The sequence below is a fragment of the Streptomyces cyanogenus genome, assembly GCF_017526105.1.
GTDB classification, from domain to species: Bacteria; Actinomycetota; Actinomycetes; order Streptomycetales; family Streptomycetaceae; genus Streptomyces; species Streptomyces cyanogenus.
Genome location: NZ_CP071839.1, coordinates 1398773 through 1417524, shown reverse-complemented (window position 1 = coordinate 1417524; position 18752 = coordinate 1398773). Strand labels below are relative to the sequence as shown.

Below are 18752 nucleotides of genomic sequence, written 5' to 3'. Positions count from 1 at the left end.
ATCATGGTCTCCGAGCACTCCGACACCGCCGGCGACACGTCCGCCCTGGCGCTGAAGATACTGGTCGCCGGTGGCTTCGGCGTCGGCAAGACGACCCTGGTGGGGGCCGTCAGCGAGATCCGGCCGCTGCGCACCGAGGAACTCCTGAGCCAGGCCGGACAACTGGTGGACGACACCGACGGCGTGGACCAGAAGGTCAGCACCACCGTGGCCATGGACTTCGGCCGGATCACGATCCGTTCCGGCCTGTCGCTCTACCTCTTCGGTACACCCGGCCAGGACCGCTTCTGGTTCCTGTGGGACGAACTGGCCCAGGGAGCCCTCGGTGCCGTGGTCCTCGCGGACACCAGGCGGCTGGAGGACTGCTTCCCCGCCGTCGACTACTTCGAGCACCGGCGCATCCCGTTCGTGGTGGCCGTCAACTGCTTCGCCGGCGCCCGGGGTTACGACGCCCACGACGTCTCCCGGGCGCTCGACCTGGACCACGGCACACCGGTGGTCCTGTGCGACGCACGCGACCGGGACTCCGGCAAGGAAGTGCTGATCCGGCTGGTCGAGTACGCCGGGCGGATGCACACCGCCCGGCTTCTGGACTCGGTGGGATGACCCCGGGGCTCAGGCCGCCAGGTCCCGCACCGCCACCACCTTGTCGATCCTGACGCGGACGAGGAGTTCACCCGGCACGCCGTTGCGGGCGCCGTACTACTCGGCCCGGTCCTCGCCCATGTACCGGGCGGCGATCCGGGTGGCCCAGTGACGCACCTCGGCCAGATCCTCCGACAGCCGGGCCCGTCCGTTCAGCACCACGAAGTGGAACGGCGGACGGTCGTCGTCCACGCACAGGCCGACCCGGCCGTCACGGGCCAGATTGCGCCCCTTCACGGTGTCCTTGCCGGTGTTGAACACCAGCTCGTCCCCGTCCAGGAGGAACCAGATCGGAGCCACGTGCGGGCTCCCGTCGGCGCGGACGGTGGACAGCTTGCCGGTGCGGGTGCCGTCCGAGACGAACGCCCGCCATTCCTCATCGGTCATCTTCTCTGCCATGGGCCCATCCTGCTTGCCCGCGCGCCGGTCGTGGGGAAGGCTGGCGGGGAGTTCCTCCAAGCCAGGGGGAGACATCACACGGGGAGACGGACATGGCGCAGAACCAGGGTCTCGACTGGCTCCTGGACGATCTGACCGGGCGGGTGGACCACGTACGCCACGCACTGGTCCTGTCGAACGACGGACTGGTCACCGCAGCGAGTACGGGCCTACGCCGCGAGGACGCCGAGCATCTGGCCGCCGTGGCCTCCGGGCTGCACAGCCTGGCGAAGGGCTCGGGACGCCACTTCGGCGCGGGCAGAGTGCGCCAGACGATGGTCGAGTACGACGACGCCGTGCTGTTCGTGACCGCGGCCGGCACGGGCAGCTGTCTGTGCGTGCTCAGCGGTGCGGAGGCCGACATCGGCCAGATCGCCTACGAGATGACCCTGCTCGTCAACCGGGTCGGCGAACACCTCGGCGTCGACGCCAGGCAACCGGAGCGGACTCGCCCATCAGACACCTGACCTGCGGCTTTTCCCGCTCCCATGGAGTTATCCACAGGCTCGCCACGAGGTGCGGCAGAACGGCTACGGTGTGTGCACGGCGAACGCACCGGGCGTGAGCCACGGACTCCACGGGGGAGTACGACCATGTCGGCACGCACCTTCGACCCACCCCGCCCCAGCACCTGCACGCCGAGCCGTGCCGCTCGCGAACTCGGACTCAAGCGAAGCGAGTTCGACCTCGCCGTGCGGCTTGGCTGCATCCGGACGGTGCCCGACGAGGGCGGGGGAGGAGGCCGGCGCGTGGAGCGCGCGGAGATCGACCGCCTCCGCGCCGAGGGCGACTTCCCTGAATCCCTGCGGCGGCGCGTGCAGGTCGTGGGTACGGCGGAGGGTGCCGCCCTCATGAAGATCCCCGCCGGCCGGTTCAGCCGGCTCGCCCGCCTGGGACTGCTCGTGCCCGTCACGTTCTACCTCAACCGCTACCGAGCCGTGGTCTGGCTCTATCTGGCGGAAGAGCTGAGCCGGTTCGTGGCTGCCCCGGAGAACGCACACCTGCTCAAGGGGCGTACGCCCGAGACGCTGCGGAGCCAGCTGGCGGCCGGAGTGGATGTGCGGGCACGCAACTGGCGCGGACGGCACCTCGGATTCCTGCTGCGACAGGCCGAGGACCCGTGGGCCCGCGCCGGGGCCGTGGCCGCCCTCCTCGCGCCCGTCGAGGTGGCGGACGTCGTCAAGGACCCGTACGAGCGCGCCTGCCTGAACCGGTTCCGGCCCGCACCACCGGGCCACGGCCTCCCGGGGTCCCCCTCGGCGCACCTCGCCGAGCGGATCACGACGGCGCAGGACGCGGACGAGATCGGCTGGCTGCGCAGCGAACTGGCCCGCTCGGTCGCAGAAGCCCGCGACGCCTCGCCCACCACCCCCCGCCCGGCGGCCCGCCGCGTACCGCCGACGCACCGCGCCGTCGCACGGCCCATCCCACCGATGGCACGGACGGTCACCGGGCGGGCGGAAGAGCGGACGGTCACCCGGCCCGCGGGAGAGACGACAAGGCATCTGGCACCGGTGCCACGGTCCGCGGAGCCTACGGCCCGACACGCCCCGTCGGTGGTGCACACCCGGGAGCCCTGCGCGCAGCCCCCGGAGTCCGCGGGCCGGCCGGCGGTGCAACCCGTTCCCCGGGACCACGGGCCGGTCCACCCTGCTCCGCCGCGGTCGTCCCGCGGTCTGCGGGCCTGGTTGCGGCGCAGAAGCCCCCGCCCGGTGCGGCCGGAGCGGGTCTGACCACCCACACCCGCGGCGGCCCCGAAACTGCTACAGGGACCTGAACAGGCCCTCCTGCACGACCGACACGAGCAGTCGCCCCTGCAGGTCGTAGATGCGCCCGCGGGCCAGCCCGCGTCCGCCTGTCGCGATCGGTGACTCCTGGTCGTACAGGAACCACTCGTCCGCGCGGAACGGCCGGTGGAACCACATGGCGTGGTCCAGCGAGGCCATGTCGAAGTTCCGCGGCCCCCACAGGGGCTCCACAGGGATACGCACTGCGTCCAGGAGGGTCATGTCGCTGGCGTAGGTCAGCGCGCACGTGTGAACCAGCGGATCGTCACCGAGCGGCCCGACCGCGCGCATCCACACGGCGCTGCGCGGCTCGGCGCCCTCGATCTCCTCGGTGTTCCAGCGCAGCCGGTCGACGTACCGGATGTCGAACGGCTGGCGGCGCGCCATCCGCTCCAACTGTTCCGGCAGCGCCCCCAGATGCTTGCGGACCTCCTCGGTGACCGTCGGCAGCGACTCGGGGGCCGGCACCTCGCGGGCCGGCGGCAGCTGGTGCTCGAACGGTCCTTCCTCAGGCTTGTGAAAGGAGGCGGTCAGATTGAAGATCGTGCGGCCCTGCTGCACGGCCGTGACCCGGCGCGTCGTGAAGGAGCGCCCGTCGCGGACCCGTTCCACCTGGTACACGATCGGCACGCCCGGCCGGCCCGGGCGCAGGAAGTACGCGTGCAGCGAGTGCACCGGGCGTTCGCCGTCCGTGGTGCGGCCGGCGGCGACCAGCGCCTGGCCCGCCACCTGGCCGCCGAACACCCGTTGCAGGGACTCCTCGGGACTGCGGCCACGGAAGATGTTGACCTCGATCTGCTCCAGGTCGAGCAGGTCGACCAGTCTCTCGGCCGGATTCGTCATGGGTGGGATTCTCCTTGGCTTGCCACTGACCGCGAGCTGCTCACAGCTGGCCGACATCGGTGACGCGTACCACGGCGCGGCCCTCGGCGTCGGAGGCCGCGAGGTCGATCTCCGCGCTGATGCCCCAGTCGTGGTCGCCGTTCGGGTCGTCGAAGATCTGGCGGACGCGCCAGAGGCCGTTCTCCGGCTCCTCCTTGATGACCAGCAGCTTGGGACCGCGGGCGTCAGGACCGGTGCCGAGGTCCTCGTACTCGTCCCAGTACTTGTCCATCGCCTCGCCCCAGGCCTCGGCGTCCCAGCCGGACTCGGCGTCCATCTCGCCCAGTTCCTCGACCTGGTCCAGGGCGGCCAGCTCGACCCGGCGGAACATGGCGTTGCGGACGAGGACGCGGAAGGCGCGGGCGTTGGCGGTGACCGGCTTGACCTCGTCGGCTTTCTCCTGGGCCTCCTCGGCGGTCATCTCCTCCGGGTTGGCGAGCTGCTCCCACTCGTCCAGCAGGCTGGAGTCCACCTGGCGCACCATCTCGCCCAGCCACTCGATCAGGTCCTGCAGGTCCTCGGACTTCAGGTCGTCCGGGATGGTGTGGTCCAGGGTCTTGTAGGCGCTGGCCAGATAGCGCAGCACGATGCCCTCGGTGCGGGCCAGCTCGTAGAAGGACACCAGCTCCGTGAAGGACAGCGCCCGCTCGTACATGTCCCGGATCACCGACTTCGGCGACAGCGGGTGGTCGCCGACCCACGGGTGGCTCTTGCGGTAGGTGTTGTACGCGTGGAAGAGCAGCTCTTCCAGGGGCTTCGGGTAGGTGATGTCCTGGAGGCGCTCCATGCGCTCCTCGTACTCGACACCGTCCGCCTTCATCGCGGCAACGGCCTCGCCGCGCGCCTTGTTCTGCTGGGCGACGAGGATCTGCCGAGGGTCGTCCAGGGTGGACTCGACGACGGAGACCATGTCGAGGGCGTACGACGGCGACTCGGGGTCGAGGAGTTCGAACGCGGCCAGCGCGAACGTGGACAGCGGCTGGTTCAGGGCGAAGTCCTGCTGGAGATCGACCGTGAGGCGGACGATGCGGCCCTCGGCGTCCGGCTTGTCGAGCTTCTCCACGATCCCGCCGTCGAGCAGGGAGCGGTAGATCGCGATCGCCCGCCGGATGTGCCGCAGCTGCTGCCGGCGCGGCTCGTGGTTGTCCTCCAAGAGGTGGCGCATCGCCTCGAACGCGTTGCCCGGGCGCGCGATCACCGACAGCAGCATCGTGTGCGTCACCCGGAATCGCGAGGTCAGCGGCTCCGGCTCCGACTCGATCAGCTTCTGGAAGGTGTTCTCCGTCCAGCCGACGAAGCCCTCCGGCGCCTTCTTGCGCACCACCTTGCGCCGCTTCTTCGGGTCGTCGCCCGCCTTCGCCAGCGCCTTCTCGTTCTCGATGACGTGCTCCGGCGCCTGCGCGACCACCAGACCCGCGGTGTCGAAACCGGCCCGCCCGGCCCGGCCCGCGATCTGGTGGAACTCCCGCGCCCGCAGCGTGCGCACCCGGCTGCCGTCGTACTTGGTCAGCGCAGTGAACAGCACCGTGCGGATGGGCACGTTGACGCCGACGCCGAGCGTGTCCGTGCCGCAGATGACCTTCAGCAGACCGGCCTGGGCGAGCTTCTCCACCAGACGCCGGTACTTGGGCAGCATGCCGGCGTGGTGCACGCCGATGCCGTGCCGGACGTAACGGGAGAGGTTGCGGCCGAACTTGGTGGTGAAGCGGAAGTTGCCGATCAACTCGGCGATCTGGTCCTTCTCCTCCCGCGTGCACATGTTGATGCTCATCAGCGCCTGCGCCCGTTCCACGGCCTGCGCCTGCGTGAAGTGCACGATGTACACCGGCGCCTGCTTGCTCTCCAGCAGGTCGGTGAGCGTCTCGGTGAGCGGGGTCAGCTTGTACTCGTAGGAGAGGGGCACCGGGCGGGTCGCCGAGCGGACGACCGCGGTGGGACGGCCGGTGCGGCGGGTGAGGTCCTTCTCGAAGAAGGACATGTCACCCAAAGTGGCCGACATCAGAATGAACTGCGCCTGCGGAAGCTCCAGCAGCGGGATCTGCCAGGCCCAGCCGCGGTCGCCCTCGGCGTAGAAGTGGAACTCGTCCATGACGACCTGGCCGACGTCCGCGTGCTTGCCGTCGCGCAGCGCGATCGACGCCAGCACCTCGGCGGTGCAGCAGATCACGGGCGCGTCCGCGTTCACGGACGCGTCACCGGTGAGCATGCCCACGTTCTCGGTGCCGAAGAGCTTGCACAGCTCGAAGAACTTCTCCGACACCAGGGCCTTGATCGGTGCCGTGTAGAAGGTGACCTCGTCCCGGGCCAGCGCGGCGAAGTGCGCGCCTGCGGCGATCATGCTCTTGCCGGAGCCGGTGGGCGTCGAGACGATCACGTTCGCCCCGGAGACCACCTCGATCAGCGCCTCCTCCTGGTGGGGATAGAGGGTGAGGCCCCGCTCCTGCGCCCACGACTCGAAGGCTTCGTACAGGGCGTCGGGGTCTGCGGTCGGCGGCAGCTGATCGATGAGGGTCACGCCCCCATCTTGCCTGGCCTTGGGCCCGAGCGGGGAATCGGCTGCGGGTGCGAAGATCACGGCCGCTACGCTGTGTCGCCGACGCAGCGTCAGCGCACCAGGTCAACTGGACAGCGGCACAAAAGGAATGGGGCGGGGAGCGGCCATGATGGGACCAGCACACTCACTGTCGGGGGCCGCGGCCTGGCTGGGCGTCGGGGCCGCCGCCGCGGCGGCCGGGCATCCCATGCCCTGGCCGGTCCTCCTGTGCGGCGCGCTGATCTGCGCAGGCGCCGCGCTCGCCCCGGACCTCGATCACAAGGCGGCCACCATCTCCCGGGCCTTCGGACCGGTCTCCCGCTGGATCTGCGAGATCGTGGACAAGCTGTCGTACGCCGTCTACAAGGCGACCAGGAAGCAGGGCGATCCGCGCCGCTCCGGCGGTCACCGTACGTTGACGCACACCTGGGTGTGGGCGGTGCTGATCGGCGCCGGCTGTTCCGCGGCGGCGATCACGGGTGGCCGGTGGGCGGTGCTGGCGATCCTGTTCGTGCACATGGTGCTCGCGATCGAGGGTCTGCTGTGGCGGGCGGCGCGCGGTTCCAGCAGCGATGTCCTGGTCTGGCTGCTCGCGGCGACCAGCGCGTGGATCCTGGCGGGAGTGCTGGACAAGCCCGGCAACGGCTCCGACTGGCTGTTCACCGCGCCGGGGCAGGAGTACCTCTGGCTGGGGCTGCCGATCGTGCTGGGTGCGCTGGTCCACGACATCGGGGACGCCCTGACCGTGTCCGGCTGCCCGATCCTGTGGCCGATCCCGGTGGGCCGCAAGCGCTGGTATCCGCTGGGGCCGCCGAAGGCGATGCGGTTCCGGGCGGGCAGCTGGGTCGAGCTGAAGGTGCTCATGCCGGCGTTCATGCTGCTCGGCGGAGTGGGCTGCGCCGCGGCTCTCAACGTGATCTGAGGAAGCCCTTGCGATCAGGTCGCCTCGCCGGCGTCCCCCGCGCCGTACCGGCGCTCGAAGCGGGCCACGCGGCCCTCGGTGTCGACCGTGCGGGCCTTGCCCGTGTAGAAGGGGTGGCTCTCCGAGGAGATCTCCACGTCGATCACCGGGTAGGTCTGGCCGTCGTCCCATTCGATGGTCTGCTCGCTCTGCGCGGTGGACCGGGTCAGGAAGGCGTAGCCGGCGGCGCGGTCGCGGAAGACGACCGGGTGGTAGTCGGGGTGCTTCTCCTGCTGCATGGCGGCTCCTCGTGCGGGGCGGTCGGGACGGGCGGACCCGCAGGCTCCGGCTCAGCCGGGGAGCGCGTCCTCGTCGACGATGTGCATCGCCGCTTCCTCGGCGGAGGCGGCGGCACCGTCGATACCGACGTCGGTGGCGACGAGGGCTTCCTCCTCGTCCTCGTGCGTGCCCTCGTCGGGGGCCACCAGCCGGCCGGAGCGGGAGTCGCCGACCTCGTTGTCGAGGAGTTCCCCGTCGGTTCCTGCGCAATCCCCGATGCCGTCGCCGTCGGGCGCGGCGAGATCCGGCAGCTCCTCGGCGAGCCGCTGGTCGAGGGTCTCGCCCGCCTGGCGCTCGGCCGCCGTCACACCGGTGTGTTCGACCGCCCACGGTCGCTCGGGAGGGGACCAGCCGCGGTCGAGGGGGTCGGCGACGCCGTCGAAATCCAGAGTGTCCTCGACGTCGAGCACCCCCGAGTCCTCCCGGATCTCCGCGGGATCGGGCTGGTAGACGTCGTCCCCCCAACCGTCGGCGCTGTCCACGACTACCTCCAGGTGGTGAGGACGGCCGGGTGCCGCCCCAGCGGACGGCGGGCCGTCGGCACGCAGGACGCGGGATCACCCGCCGGGAACCTCCTGGTTCCCGGATGCACCCGGAACCGGTGCCGCTCTCCAGCCTTCCACCCCTGCTCGCCCCCGCGCAACGGCACGGCTCCCGGCGGGGCGGCGCGCCCCTGTACCGGTCTGGTGCGCGGCCCACCGCCCTGGCGCCCGAAGGGGTCGCCCCCCTCGCGCCCCGAGCCCCGGCCGTCGTCGGCGGGGGCACTTCCAGGGGCCGGTACATCCCCGGCGGACCGGGTAGACAGGTCCCCCCTACCCAGGCACCCCTGTCGCCGCAGGCACCCCCGCCTGCGGCGAGCCGACCCGAACGGCCCTCCTCGGCGCGGACCCCCAGCCGGCCACCCGTCAGGCCGTCACCCGTGCCAAGACCGCCACAGCGCCGCGTACGCGCCCTCGGCGGCGACCAGGTCGTCGTGGCTGCCCAGCTCGCTGATGCGGCCGTTCTCCACGACGGCGATCACGTCTGCGTCATGGGCGGTGTGCAGACGGTGGGCGATGGCGACGACGGTGCGGCCGTCGAGGACCCGGGCCAGGGAGCGTTCCAGATGGCGGGCCGCGCGGGGGTCGAGCAGCGAGGTCGCCTCGTCCAGGACCAGCGTGTGCGGATCGGCCAGCACCAGCCGCGCCAACGCGATCTGCTGCGCCTGCGCCGGAGTCAGCGCCAGGCCGCCGGAGCCCACCTCGGTGTCCAGGCCGTCGTCCAGCGCCCGCGCCCACTCGTCCGCGTCGACCGCGCCCAGGGCCGCCCACAGCTCGGCGTCCGTGGCGCCGGTGCGGGCCAGGAGGAGGTTGTCGCGCAGGGAGCCCACGAAGACGTGGTGCTCCTGGTTGACGAGGGCGACGTGCGAGCGGACGCGTTCCGCGGGCATCCGGGACAGCTCGGCCCCGCCCAGGGTGACCCGGCCGTCACGGGGCGCGTAGATCCCGGCGATCAGCCGGCCCAGGGTGGACTTGCCCGCGCCGGACGGGCCGACCAGAGCGAGCCGGGTGCCCGGTGCGACCTCCAGGGAGACCTTGCGGAGCACGTCGACGCCCTCGCGGTAGCCGAAGTGCACCCGGTCGGCGTGCACGACCCGCCCCTCCGGGGACACCGAGGCGTCCCCGGCGTCCGGCTCGATGTCCCGGACACCGACCAGGCGGGCCAGCGACACCTGGGCGACCTGCACCTCGTCGTACCAGCGCAGGATGAGGTTCACCGGATCGACCAGCATCTGCGCGATGAGCGCGCCGGTGGTCAGCTGGCCGACTCCGATCCAGCCGTGCAGGACGAACACACCGCCGACCATCAGGACCGAACCGAGCACGAGGAGGTGGACGGCGTTGATCACCGGGAAGAGGACGGAGCGGAGCCAGAGGGTGTAGCGCTCCCAGGCCGTCCATTCCTTGATCCGCCGCTCGGACAGGGCCACGCGGCGGGCGCCGAGGCGGTGCGCCTCGATGGTGTGGCCCGCGTCCACGGTCTCGGCGAGCGCGGCGGCGACGGCGGCGTACCCGGCGGCCTCCGAGCGGTAGCCGGACGGCGCCCGCTTGAAGTACCAGCGGCAGCCGGCCACCAGGACCGGCACGGCGAGCAGCACGGCCGCGGCCAGCGGCGGGGCCGTCACGACCAGCCCGCCGAGCAGCAGCAGGGCCCACACGACACCGATGGCCAGCTGTGGCACGGCCTCACGCATGGCGTTGGCCAGGCGGTCGATGTCGGTGGTGATGCGGGAGAGCAGGTCGCCGGTGCCCGCCCGTTCCAGCACGCCCGGCGGCAGCCCGACGGACCGGACGAGGAAGTCCTCGCGCAGGTCGGCCAGCATCCGCTCGCCGAGCATCGCGCCCCGCAGCCGTACCTGGCGGACGAACCCGGCCTGCACGACCAGCGCGAGCACGAACAGCCCGGCGGTCAGGCCCAGGTGCAGTTCCTCGGCCTCGTCCGTCACCCGCTCGACCAGACCGCCCAGCAGGTACGGCCCCACCATGGAGGCGATCACTGCCACCGTGTTGACGGCGATGAGCAGCAGGAAGGCCCGCCGGTGGCGGCGGAACAGCTCGGTGACGTAGGCGCGCACGGTCGCCGCGGCGCCGACGGGCAGGGTGGTGGCGGTCGTCGGGGCCGCCGGGTCGTACGCCGGTGGCGCTACGCCGATCATGCGCTCTCCTCGATCTCTTCCAGCTCCTGGAGCGCGTCCAGCAGCATGCCCTCGTCGGCTGCGGACAGTTCCTCGTCCGTCTCCCGGGTCACCACGGCCCGGTACCGCGGCTCGCTGTCGACCAGCTCGCGGTGGACACCGACCGCCACGACCTCGCCCTCGTGCACGAGGGCGACCCGGTCCGCGTGGTCGAGCAGCAGCGGGGAGGAGGTGAACACCACGGTCGTCCGTCCCGACCGCAGTCGGCGCAGTCCCTCCGCGATCCGGGCCTCGGTGTGCGAGTCGACCGCGGAGGTGGGCTCGTCCAGCACCAGCACCTCCGGGTCGGTGATCAGCGACCTGGCCAGGGCGAGCCGCTGGCGCTGGCCGCCGGACAGGGAGCGCCCGCGCTCGGTGATGCGGGCGTCCATCGGGTCGGCGGCGTCCAGTGACCCCTGGACGAGTGCGTCCAGCACGTCCTCGCACTGTGCCGCCGCCAGCGCGTCCGCGGCCGGCACGGCACCGGAGGCGGGCACGTCGAGCAGGTCGCGCAGGGTGCCCGAGAGCAGCACCGGGTCCTTGTCCTGGACGAGGACGGCGGTCCGGGCGCTGTCGAGGGGGAGTTCGTCCAGGGGCACCCCGCCGAGCAGGACCGACCGGCCCGGCTCCGCGGGGTGGCCGCCCAGCCGCTCGGCAAGCCGGCCCGCCGCGTCCGGGTCGCCGCACACCACGGCGGTGAACCGGCCGGCGGGAGCGAGCAGACCGGTCGCGGGGTCGTACAGGTCACCGCCCGGCACTTCGGCAGCGCGGATGCCGTCGGTTGCCGTGGACCGCTCCAGCGCCAGCACCCGCGCGGCACGTCTGGCCGAGGGGCGGGAGAAGGAGTACGCCATGGCGATCTCCTCGAAGTGCCGCAGCGGGTAGTTCAGGACCATGACCGCGCTGTAGACGGTGACGAGTTCGCCGACCGTGATCCGGCCCTGGCGGGCCAGGCCGATGCCGTGCCAGACGACGGCGATCAGCAGCAGTCCGGGCAGCAGCACCTGGACGGCGGAGATCAGCGACCACATCCGGGCGCTGCGCACGGCGGCGTGCCGTACCTCCTGGGACGCCCGGCGGTAGCGGTCCAGGAACAGTTCCTCGCCACCGATGCCGCGCAGCACCCGCAGTCCGGCGACGGTGTCCGAGGCCAGCTCGGTGGCCCGGCCCGCCTTCTCGCGCTGGACGTCGGCGCGGCGCGTCGCCCGGGGCAGCAGCGGCAGTACCGCGAGGGCCACGACGGGCAGGCCCACGGCGACGACCACACCGAGCGCGGGCTGGTACACGAGCAGGCCGACGCAGACGACCACAACCGTCAGCGCGGCGGCGGAGAATCGGGAGACCGCCTCGACGAACCAGCCGATCTTCTCCACGTCGCCGGTGGAGACGGCCACCACCTCGCCGGCGGCCACCCGCCGGGTCAGGGCGGAGCCCAGCTGGGCGGCCTTGCGCGCCAGCAGCTGCTGGACACGGGCGGCGGCGGTGATCCAGTTGGTGACGGCGGCCCGGTGCAGGAAGGTGTCGCCGAGCGCGATGCCCGTACCGCAGATCAGCATCAGACCACCCGTCAGGGCGAGCCTGCGGCCGGAGCGGTCGATGGCCGCCTGCACGGCGAGACCGACGCAGAAGGGCAGGGCGGACACGGAGACGAAGTGCAGCAGGCCCCAGGCGAGCGACTTCAGCTGCCCGCCCAGCTGGTTGCGCCAGAGCCACCACAGGAATCGGGGACCGGAACGCGTGTCCGGTACGCCCGGATCGGGATACGGAAGGTCTTGAATCTGCATGACGTCCCAGTGGCTCGTGTCAAGGGGAGGGCAGGGGAGGAAAACAGCGGAAAGCCGCGGCGAGCGGCAACAAGCCGTGAAAGGTTCGCGTCGCAGAGTGGTGAAGTTCAAACGGTTTTCCTCGACGGCCCGCGAAATCCGCCCACTTCCGGCCACGGTCGCCGCCGGCCCGCCCTCCGAGCCGCGAGCAGCCCTGTCACCCGGCACGGTGACGGCCCGGAAGGCCGCAGCACCCGGCCGGTTCGCGATGACAGCATGGGGAGGTGCAGATCAACACCGTGCGGCGTATGACGGTGGCGGCGGCCCTCGGCACCCTCCTCGCGACGCCCTCCGCCTGCGGCAGCCCGGCCCCCGCGCACGGTGTCCAGGGTGCCCACGGCCGGCGCGCCCCCGCGGCCGCCACTCCCGGCCCGACCCGCATCCCGGGCCTCGGCGACCGTCTGTACCGGCGGATTCCCGCCGACTCCCGCCAGGTCGTGGCCGTGTACGGCGAGCACCGGGACTCGGCCGTCTCCCGGGTCGTGCTGTACACCCGACAGGGCGCCGGCTGGCGCCCGGTGGGCAGTTGGCCCGCGCACAACGGGCGCGGCGGCTGGACCGAGCACCACCACGAGGGCGACCGGCGCAGCCCGGTCGGCGTGTTCACCCTCACCGACGCCGGTGGTGTGCTCGCCGACCCGGGCACCCGGCTGCCCTACGACCGGGACGAGGGCGCCTACGCACCCCCGGCCGGCTGGGACGAGGCGCACCGGCACGACTTCGACTACGTCATCGCCATCGACTACAACCGCGTCAAGGGCACCCCGCCGCGCGACGCCACCCGCCCCTGGGGCGCTGACAAGGGCGGCGGCATCTGGCTGCACATGGACCACGGCAGCGGCACCTCGGCCTGCGTCAGCGTCTCCAGGGAGGCCATGGAGGTCCTGCTGCGCACGCTGGACCCGGCCGGCGACCCCGTGGTGGTGATGGGGGACAGGGCCGCGCTGACGGCCTAGCGAGAGGACACGGCGGCCCCTCGTCCGGCAACCGGATCCGGGCTTCGACTCCGCTACCGCTGGGCCGGATCCGCCTGGTGTCCCGGCGATCCCGCCGCCGCGGAGCTCACCACGTCCACGTCGCTCGCCCGGACGTAGGCGAGCCGGTGGCCGAACTGGATCTCGTAGTACCTCTCCCGGCCCCACACCACCGGGTTGGGTGTGTCGCTGAACGACTTGGCGGTGTAGGAACTGCCGACGCCGGCCTGTGTCACGTACCGCTGACCGGCCAGGAGGCCGTACGGCAGCGGGGACGCGGCCGGCTCGTCCATGTCGTCCGGGTAGGCCTCCTCCTCCGGGAGGGCGCGCCCGTACACCGGGATCTCGTCCAGGCCTTCCTTCGGCGTGATCATGCGCCCGGCCGCTCCGACGGCGGTCGGCTGCTGCCTGGGGTTCTTGAACCAGGCCTTCCGTCCCTGGAACCAGATCGCGGTCCAGTCGCCGCTGCGGTCGGCGACGGCGAAGGTCTGACCGGCGGAGACGCGCGAGCCCAGGTCGTTGACGTCCACCGTGGAATCCTCGCCGTCCGGCTTGCGGCCCGGGTCCTGGATCAGCGGGGCGCGCTCGTCCGGCGCGGTGTACAGCCGGACGGCGCTGGAGCCGTGCGGCCGACACGGTGAACCGCTGCCGGCGCACCCCGTGAACGGCGGTTTGTGCTTGCCGTAGTCCGGCAGGATGGTCACCATGTCGCTGTCGGGTCCCGCCGTGGCGCGCAGCGGTGCGCCGAGGAGGTCGAAGTAGTGCCGCCAGTCCCAGAAGGGGCCCGGGTCGTCGTGCATCTCGGGGATGGTGTCGGCGGTCGGCGCGGGAACGTTGTCGTGGCCGAAGATGTGCTGCCGGTCGAGCGGGATGTCGTACTTGTCCGCCAGGTACCGCACCAGGCGCGCCGAGGACCGGTACATCCGCTCCGTGTACCAGGTTCCGGGCTGGGTGAGGAATCCCTCGTGCTCGATGCCGATGGAGCGGGCGTTCACGAACTGGCTGCCGGAGTGCCACGCTTCGTCCTTGGTCCTGATGTGCTGGGTGACGTGACCGTCGCTGGAGCGGATCGAGTAGTGCCAGGAGGACTCCGTCGGATCCTGCACCGTCTGGAACATGCTCGGCAGTTCCGCCTCGGTGTCGTGGATGACGATGTACTCGATCGGCTGGTCCCTGGGCCGGTCGGCCAGGTCGTGGTTGCCGTACTCGCTGTCGCCGATCTCCTCGTACGGCGCACCGAGCCAGTCGCAGGCCAGTTCGGCAGGGCACTCGACCTGCTTCGACCGCTGCGGGCCCTGCGCGCGGGGGGTGCGGGGGTGCGGTCGCAGGCTGGGGGTGGCGGCCAGGGTGACGTCCTGCCCCTCGGCGGTGGTGCGGTGCGCGCCCCGGCGGATGAGGGCGAAGACGTCGTCGGCGTACGCCGCTGCTGACGCGACGTCACGGGTGCCCGGGAAGCGCGCCACCGCCTCCCACCAGTCGGCCGGGTTGGGGCTCAGCGGCTTGCCGAGCTGTCGTTGTGTGGCGGCCAGCAGTGCCGCTCCGCCGCGTACGTTGGCGACGACGTCCGTGCGCAGCCGTCCCGCCGGGGCCTGGATCAGGCGCGCCGCGTGCTGCAGGTCCGCCGGCTGCACGGCGTGCCCGGCCGAGGCGCCCGTGGACAACTCGGTCGTGCCCGCGGACGAGCCTGCCGCGCCCGCGGATGACTCCGTCGTGCCCGCGGACGACCCCGCCGTGCCCGTGCGAGGCGGGGCCTTGTCGCCGAGTGGTGCTTGGGAGTCGGGTGACGGGGCGGCGGGCCGGACGCGCTCGGCGTCCACCAGGTGCATCGGCCCGAAGCCGCCCGTGACGCTGGGGGTGCCCGGGTGCGAGTCCCAGCGTGACTGCATGTAGGAGACGCTCATCAGCACACTGCGCGGCACCTGGAACTCGCGCGCGGCGTCCGTGAAGGCGTCCTGCAGACGCCGGTCCGCCGTCTCGTCGGCGCTGGACATCGGGAGGATCAGCAGCGGCGGCAGGAGAGCCGCCCCCGCGATCACACAAGCCGTCAGGCGGCATCTCCGGATGGCCGCGGGGACATGTGCAGAAACATTTCTTCTCATCGCAGAGGCTCTCCCAACCACGCTCGCTCGCAACCAGGGCGAAGGAGTTGCCCGTGGTGCCACCCCTCGTACGTTTCCGTGCCCCGCGCGCCGTGTCGTGGCGAGCGTCACCGGGGTGGACCAGCGGCACGGCAGAGGCCACCCGGTCGGCGGCAGCGGCTCCGCTGCCTGGGGCAACCATGCCGGTCCGGGTGCGGCTCAGTCCTCGACCGGGTCGGCCTGCCAGTCGGGATGGCCGGGCATGGGTGGGGTGTGGGCGCCGTAAAGCCACGGCTCCAGGAACGGGTTGAGGTCCTCGCCCGCGACCCGGGACGCGAGCGCGACGAAGTCGCGGGTGCCCGCCGCACGGCCCCGGTACTCGGTCGCCCAGGCGCGCTCGATCCGGTCGAAGGTCTCCTCGCCGACCTTCTCCCGCAGTGCGAACAGCACCAGCGCCGAGCCGTCGTACCGCATCACCTTGAACAGCGTGTCCTCGGTGGGCTCGGCGGGTGCTCCCTCGTCGTGCCGCCACTGGTCGTGCTGCTCGTAGGCGGCCCGCATGGCGGACTCCAGGCTCACACCGCCGTGCTCGTCGGAGTAGAGCCGCTCGTAGAAGCGGGCGTGGCCCTCGCTCAGCCACAGGTCGGACCAGCGCCGGATGGCGACGCTGTCACCCGTCCAATGGTGCGTCAGCTCGTGGACGAGATTGCGCTCGGCATCGACCCGGTCGCCCAGCAGGTCGTCGCGCGGTACGACGGAGAGCGACTGGGTCTCCAGCGCCACCGGCAGGTCGGTGTCCCCGACCAGCACGCCGTAGCGGCGGAACGGATAGGGGCCGAGCCGCCGTTCCAGCCAGGCCAGGTGCTCCGGAGTGAGCGAGCGGTACTTCTCGGTGTCCGTGACCAGCCCGTCCGGCACCACGTCCCGGACGGGCAGCCCGTGCGGGCCGCTGCTGTCGACGAACGTGAACCTCCCGATCGCCAGCTGGACGAGCTGTGCCGCGATCGGCTGCTCGGAGTCGTACGTCCACCGGGTGCGGCCGTCGGGGCGCCGGACGGTGCCGACGAGCCGGCCGTTGGCCACCGCGCTCAGCCCCGCGGGGGTGGTGATGTGGAAGGTGACCGGTGCCCGCAGGCTCGGGTGGTCGTCGGCCGGGAAGATCATCCGGGCTCCGTCGGGCTGCGCGCAGACGAGGGTGCCGTCGGGGGTGGGGACCCAGCCGTAGTCCTGGATCGCGTCGTCGCGGTGCCGTCCCTGGGTCGGGTCGGCGGTGTAGGCGACGTGGACGGTGAACGCGCGGCCGCGGGGGATCGGCCGCGCGGGGGTGACGACGAGTTCGTCGCCGTCGCGGCGGGCGGTCGCCGGTGTGCCGTCGACGGTGACGCGGTGCAGCGTGTTGCCCGCGAAGTCGAGGTCGAAGCGGGACAGGGCCTGGGTGGCGGTGGCGCTGATGGTGGCTCCGGCCTCGAAGGGCGTCCGGGGCGCTTGCCAGTCGAAGTCGAGCGTGTAACGGCGGACGGCGTAGCCGCCGTTGCCGGCGAGCGGCATGAGCGGGTCGCCGATGCCCGGTGCGCCGGGCGCCGGGGGCGGGCCCGACGAGGCGGCCGGACCGGGTGCGGGTGAGCCCTCGGCTCCGTGCGGAAGCGTGCCGGCGAGGACGGCGGCACCGGTGACCGCGCCCGCTCCGACGACGGTGAGGGCGAGGACCGTGCGACGGGAGAGTGACCCCTTTGCGATCTCCATGAGCGCACTATGCCAGTACTATCCGCTTATATCAGGAAACGCTCCCCCCGTGAGTACCTGTCTTGGATACCCGTCGGGGTCGCGCCGTGGCCGTCCGTATCGCGCCGATCTGCCGAGGCGTCATTGCGGGGCTGCCCGACTCCCCGTAGAACACGGCCATGAGTAGACGGATGGTCATGTCCATGCTCGCCGGAGCGACCCTCTTGGTGAGCGCGTTCTTCGGCGCGGGCACACCGGCGGCCCGAGCCGCCGAGGTGCCGGCCGAGTTCGGCACCGACTGGCACGACCCGGTGACCGCGGCCCCGCCCGTCGACCGGCCGCACAGCACGTCCTGCCAGGTCACCCTCGCCGACGTGCAGTTCCGTGACTTCACGCCCTACCGCGGCACGTACACGCCCCCGAAGGGCTGCGGCGACCGCTGGAGCAAGGTCGTCCTGCGCCTCGACGGGAAGGTGAAGGGCCGTCAGTACGACCGGCTGGGCTATCTGCACGTCGGCGGGGTCGAGATCCTGCGGACCTCCACGCCGGAGCCCTCACCCGACGGCATCGAGTGGCACGTCGAGAAGGACGTCACCCGCTACAGCGACACCTTCCGCGGCTCCCGGGACGTCGAGATGCTGATCGGCAACGTGGTGGACGACACGTACACCGGTGTCATCGACGTGCACGTCACCCTCACCTTCTACGCGGGCCGCCCCACGGCCCCCGCACCCGACCGGGTCCTCACTCTCGCCGACACGCCCGCCGGTACGACCCTCACCACCCCGCGCAACAGCGAACGGATCGTCGCCGAGGTGTACGCGACCGGTTCGGGCGGCGGGTGCGAGGAGTTCTGGTACCTGACCGTGGCGGACCCGGCGTCGTACTCGTGCAAGGCCGACCACGGCCCCTACCGGGAGGTGCAGATCACCGTCGACGGCCGGCTCGCCGGCATCGCGGCGCCCTTCCCGAACGTGTGGACGGGCGGCTGGTCCAACCCCTTCCTCTGGTACGTCGTCCCGGCCCCGCGCGCCTTCGACGTCCGGCCCGTCGAGTACGACCTCACCCCCTTCGCCGGCATTCTCAACGACGGCCGCCCGCACCGCGTCGAGGTGTCCGTCGTCGGCGTGCCCGCAGGCCGGTCGGGCTGGAGCACCCCCGTGAACGTGCTGGTCTGGCAGGACGCGCACCGCACCCACGTGCCCGGCGCGCTCACCGAGGACGAGGCGACGGGCCTCGCCAACTCCTCCGTCCACACGCCCGGTACGGAGAACCGGGTGCAGACCGAGGCCGGTCACGGGCTCACCGTCTCCGGGTACCTGGACACCTCGCACGGGCGCGTGACCACCACCGTCACCCGTACGCTCGCCAACACCTCGGTCCACCGCTGGACCGACGGCGAGACCACGGACGGACTCGACGCGACCTGGACCGACGACGAGACGGTCAGGACCGCCGGCCACGGCCCCGCGCGGACGACGCGTACGCACCGGACGTACACCGTGAACGGCGCCACCACCCTCGGCCCGGACGACCGGCTGCGCACCGTGCTGGCCCTCGGCGACCGGGCCTCCGAGGAGGCCCGAGAGGGCGGCCGGCGCACCTCGTGGTCGCGGCTGGACGACACCTACCGGGGCGACGCGACCTACACGATCAACGTCGCGCGCGAACAGCGGCACGCGGTCGGCACGTCCGCCGAGCGGTACCGCCTCTTCGGTCCGGACGGCTGCCACGACCGTTCACTGACCACGGTTCAGGGGGTGCTGACGGAGGATCGCAGCCGCTGCTGACACCTGCGGCGCGGGGTGCGCCAGCCGCGGGCGTGACGTACGGGGCTGTGACGCGGGCGTCTTCGAAGGGCTCGACGACGGCCTCCGACGCTCGTGCCGGCCGGCAAGGGCATGGCGGGCGTGCCCG

At 72.1% G+C, this 18752-nt stretch carries 14 protein-coding genes and 1 pseudogene; 6 read left to right on the top strand and 9 right to left on the bottom strand.

The annotated features are described in order from the left end of the window. Positions 1 to 3 precede the first annotated feature (3 nt). Entirely contained in the window at positions 4 to 606 is a 603-nt protein-coding gene (locus tag S1361_RS05995; RefSeq protein WP_208030785.1) for a GTP-binding protein, read from the top strand. Positions 607 to 615: 9 nt separating this feature from the next. Here S1361_RS05995 and S1361_RS05990 read toward each other — a convergent pair. Next, positions 616 to 1044, bottom strand: a pseudogene (locus S1361_RS05990) (PPOX class F420-dependent oxidoreductase). Between the two features lie 92 nt (positions 1045 to 1136). On the opposite strand from S1361_RS05990, the gene S1361_RS05985 reads away from it, so the two are divergent. Then, positions 1137 to 1550 (top strand): roadblock/LC7 domain-containing protein, encoded by a 414-nt coding sequence (locus tag S1361_RS05985; RefSeq protein ID WP_208030784.1) that lies wholly within the window; start codon positions 1137 to 1139, stop codon positions 1548 to 1550. A 126-nt stretch (positions 1551 to 1676) separates the two neighbouring features. Further along, positions 1677 to 2816 (top strand): DUF6397 family protein, encoded by a 1140-nt coding sequence (locus S1361_RS05980; RefSeq protein WP_243769102.1) that lies wholly within the window; start codon positions 1677 to 1679, stop codon positions 2814 to 2816. Positions 2817 to 2846: 30 nt separating this feature from the next. Here the strand turns inward: S1361_RS05980 and S1361_RS05975 are convergent, their stop codons facing one another. Then, positions 2847 to 3713 (bottom strand): acyl-CoA thioesterase, encoded by an 867-nt coding sequence (locus S1361_RS05975; RefSeq protein ID WP_208030783.1) that lies wholly within the window; start codon positions 3711 to 3713, stop codon positions 2847 to 2849. Positions 3714 to 3753: 40 nt separating this feature from the next. Beyond that, entirely contained in the window at positions 3754 to 6267 is a 2514-nt protein-coding gene (locus tag S1361_RS05970; RefSeq protein WP_208030782.1) for a DEAD/DEAH box helicase, read from the bottom strand. A gap of 145 nt (positions 6268 to 6412) precedes the next feature. Here S1361_RS05970 and S1361_RS05965 point away from each other — a divergent pair, with 145 nt between their 5' ends. Then, a complete protein-coding gene (locus S1361_RS05965; RefSeq protein ID WP_208030781.1) occupies positions 6413 to 7207 on the top strand; it encodes a metal-dependent hydrolase in 795 nt (264 codons plus the stop codon). A gap of 14 nt (positions 7208 to 7221) precedes the next feature. Here S1361_RS05965 and S1361_RS05960 read toward each other — a convergent pair whose 3' ends face one another. The 4 genes from S1361_RS05960 to S1361_RS05945 all read right to left on the bottom strand — a co-directional run bounded on the left by S1361_RS05960 (position 7222) and on the right by S1361_RS05945 (position 12022). Further along, on the bottom strand, positions 7222 to 7485 hold the full coding sequence (locus S1361_RS05960; RefSeq protein ID WP_208030780.1) for a type B 50S ribosomal protein L31: 264 nt from the start codon (positions 7483 to 7485) through the stop codon (positions 7222 to 7224). Positions 7486 to 7536: 51 nt separating this feature from the next. Then, a complete protein-coding gene (locus S1361_RS05955; protein WP_208030779.1) occupies positions 7537 to 8007 on the bottom strand; it encodes a DUF5709 domain-containing protein in 471 nt (156 codons plus the stop codon). Between the two features lie 431 nt (positions 8008 to 8438). Further along, positions 8439 to 10220 carry an ABC transporter ATP-binding protein gene (locus tag S1361_RS05950; RefSeq protein WP_208030778.1) on the bottom strand — a complete coding sequence of 594 codons (1782 nt, stop codon included), beginning with the start codon at positions 10218 to 10220 and terminating at the stop codon, positions 8439 to 8441. Next, a complete protein-coding gene (locus S1361_RS05945; RefSeq protein WP_208030777.1) occupies positions 10217 to 12022 on the bottom strand; it encodes an ABC transporter transmembrane domain-containing protein in 1806 nt (601 codons plus the stop codon). Before S1361_RS05945 ends, S1361_RS05950 begins: the two co-directional genes overlap by 4 nt. Before the next feature lie 287 nt (positions 12023 to 12309). On the opposite strand from S1361_RS05945, the gene S1361_RS05940 reads away from it, so the two are divergent. Next, complete coding sequence (locus S1361_RS05940) at positions 12310 to 13017, top strand: L,D-transpeptidase family protein (RefSeq protein WP_208036498.1); 708 nt, start codon at positions 12310 to 12312, stop codon at positions 13015 to 13017. Positions 13018 to 13070: 53 nt separating this feature from the next. Here the strand turns inward: S1361_RS05940 and S1361_RS05935 are convergent, their stop codons facing one another. After that, positions 13071 to 15026 (bottom strand): N-acetylmuramoyl-L-alanine amidase, encoded by a 1956-nt coding sequence (locus S1361_RS05935; RefSeq protein ID WP_243769101.1) that lies wholly within the window; start codon positions 15024 to 15026, stop codon positions 13071 to 13073. Between the two features lie 306 nt (positions 15027 to 15332). Further along, positions 15333 to 16856: a M1 family metallopeptidase gene (locus tag S1361_RS05930; RefSeq protein ID WP_243769100.1), complete on the bottom strand. Its 1524-nt coding sequence runs from the start codon at positions 16854 to 16856 to the stop codon at positions 15333 to 15335. A gap of 158 nt (positions 16857 to 17014) precedes the next feature. On the opposite strand from S1361_RS05930, the gene S1361_RS05925 reads away from it, so the two are divergent. Further along, on the top strand, positions 17015 to 18625 hold the full coding sequence (locus tag S1361_RS05925; RefSeq protein WP_243769099.1) for a peptide-N4-asparagine amidase: 1611 nt from the start codon (positions 17015 to 17017) through the stop codon (positions 18623 to 18625). Positions 18626 to 18752 lie beyond the last annotated feature (127 nt).

Coding starts and splice junctions, on each gene's coding strand:
- S1361_RS05995 (WP_208030785.1), top strand. CDS start 4: ATGGTCTCCGAGCACTCCGACACCGCCGGCGACACGTCCGCCCTGGCG.
- S1361_RS05985 (WP_208030784.1), top strand. CDS start 1,137: ATGGCGCAGAACCAGGGTCTCGACTGGCTCCTGGACGATCTGACCGGG.
- S1361_RS05980 (WP_243769102.1), top strand. CDS start 1,677: ATGTCGGCACGCACCTTCGACCCACCCCGCCCCAGCACCTGCACGCCG.
- S1361_RS05975 (WP_208030783.1), bottom strand. CDS start 3,713: ATGACGAATCCGGCCGAGAGACTGGTCGACCTGCTCGACCTGGAGCAG.
- S1361_RS05965 (WP_208030781.1), top strand. CDS start 6,413: ATGATGGGACCAGCACACTCACTGTCGGGGGCCGCGGCCTGGCTGGGC.
- S1361_RS05960 (WP_208030780.1), bottom strand. CDS start 7,485: ATGCAGCAGGAGAAGCACCCCGACTACCACCCGGTCGTCTTCCGCGAC.
- S1361_RS05950 (WP_208030778.1), bottom strand. CDS start 10,220: ATGATCGGCGTAGCGCCACCGGCGTACGACCCGGCGGCCCCGACGACC.
- S1361_RS05945 (WP_208030777.1), bottom strand. CDS start 12,022: ATGCAGATTCAAGACCTTCCGTATCCCGATCCGGGCGTACCGGACACG.
- S1361_RS05940 (WP_208036498.1), top strand. CDS start 12,310: ATGACGGTGGCGGCGGCCCTCGGCACCCTCCTCGCGACGCCCTCCGCC.
- S1361_RS05935 (WP_243769101.1), bottom strand. CDS start 15,026: ATGTCCAGCGCCGACGAGACGGCGGACCGGCGTCTGCAGGACGCCTTC.
- S1361_RS05930 (WP_243769100.1), bottom strand. CDS start 16,856: ATGGAGATCGCAAAGGGGTCACTCTCCCGTCGCACGGTCCTCGCCCTC.
- S1361_RS05925 (WP_243769099.1), top strand. CDS start 17,015: ATGAGTAGACGGATGGTCATGTCCATGCTCGCCGGAGCGACCCTCTTG.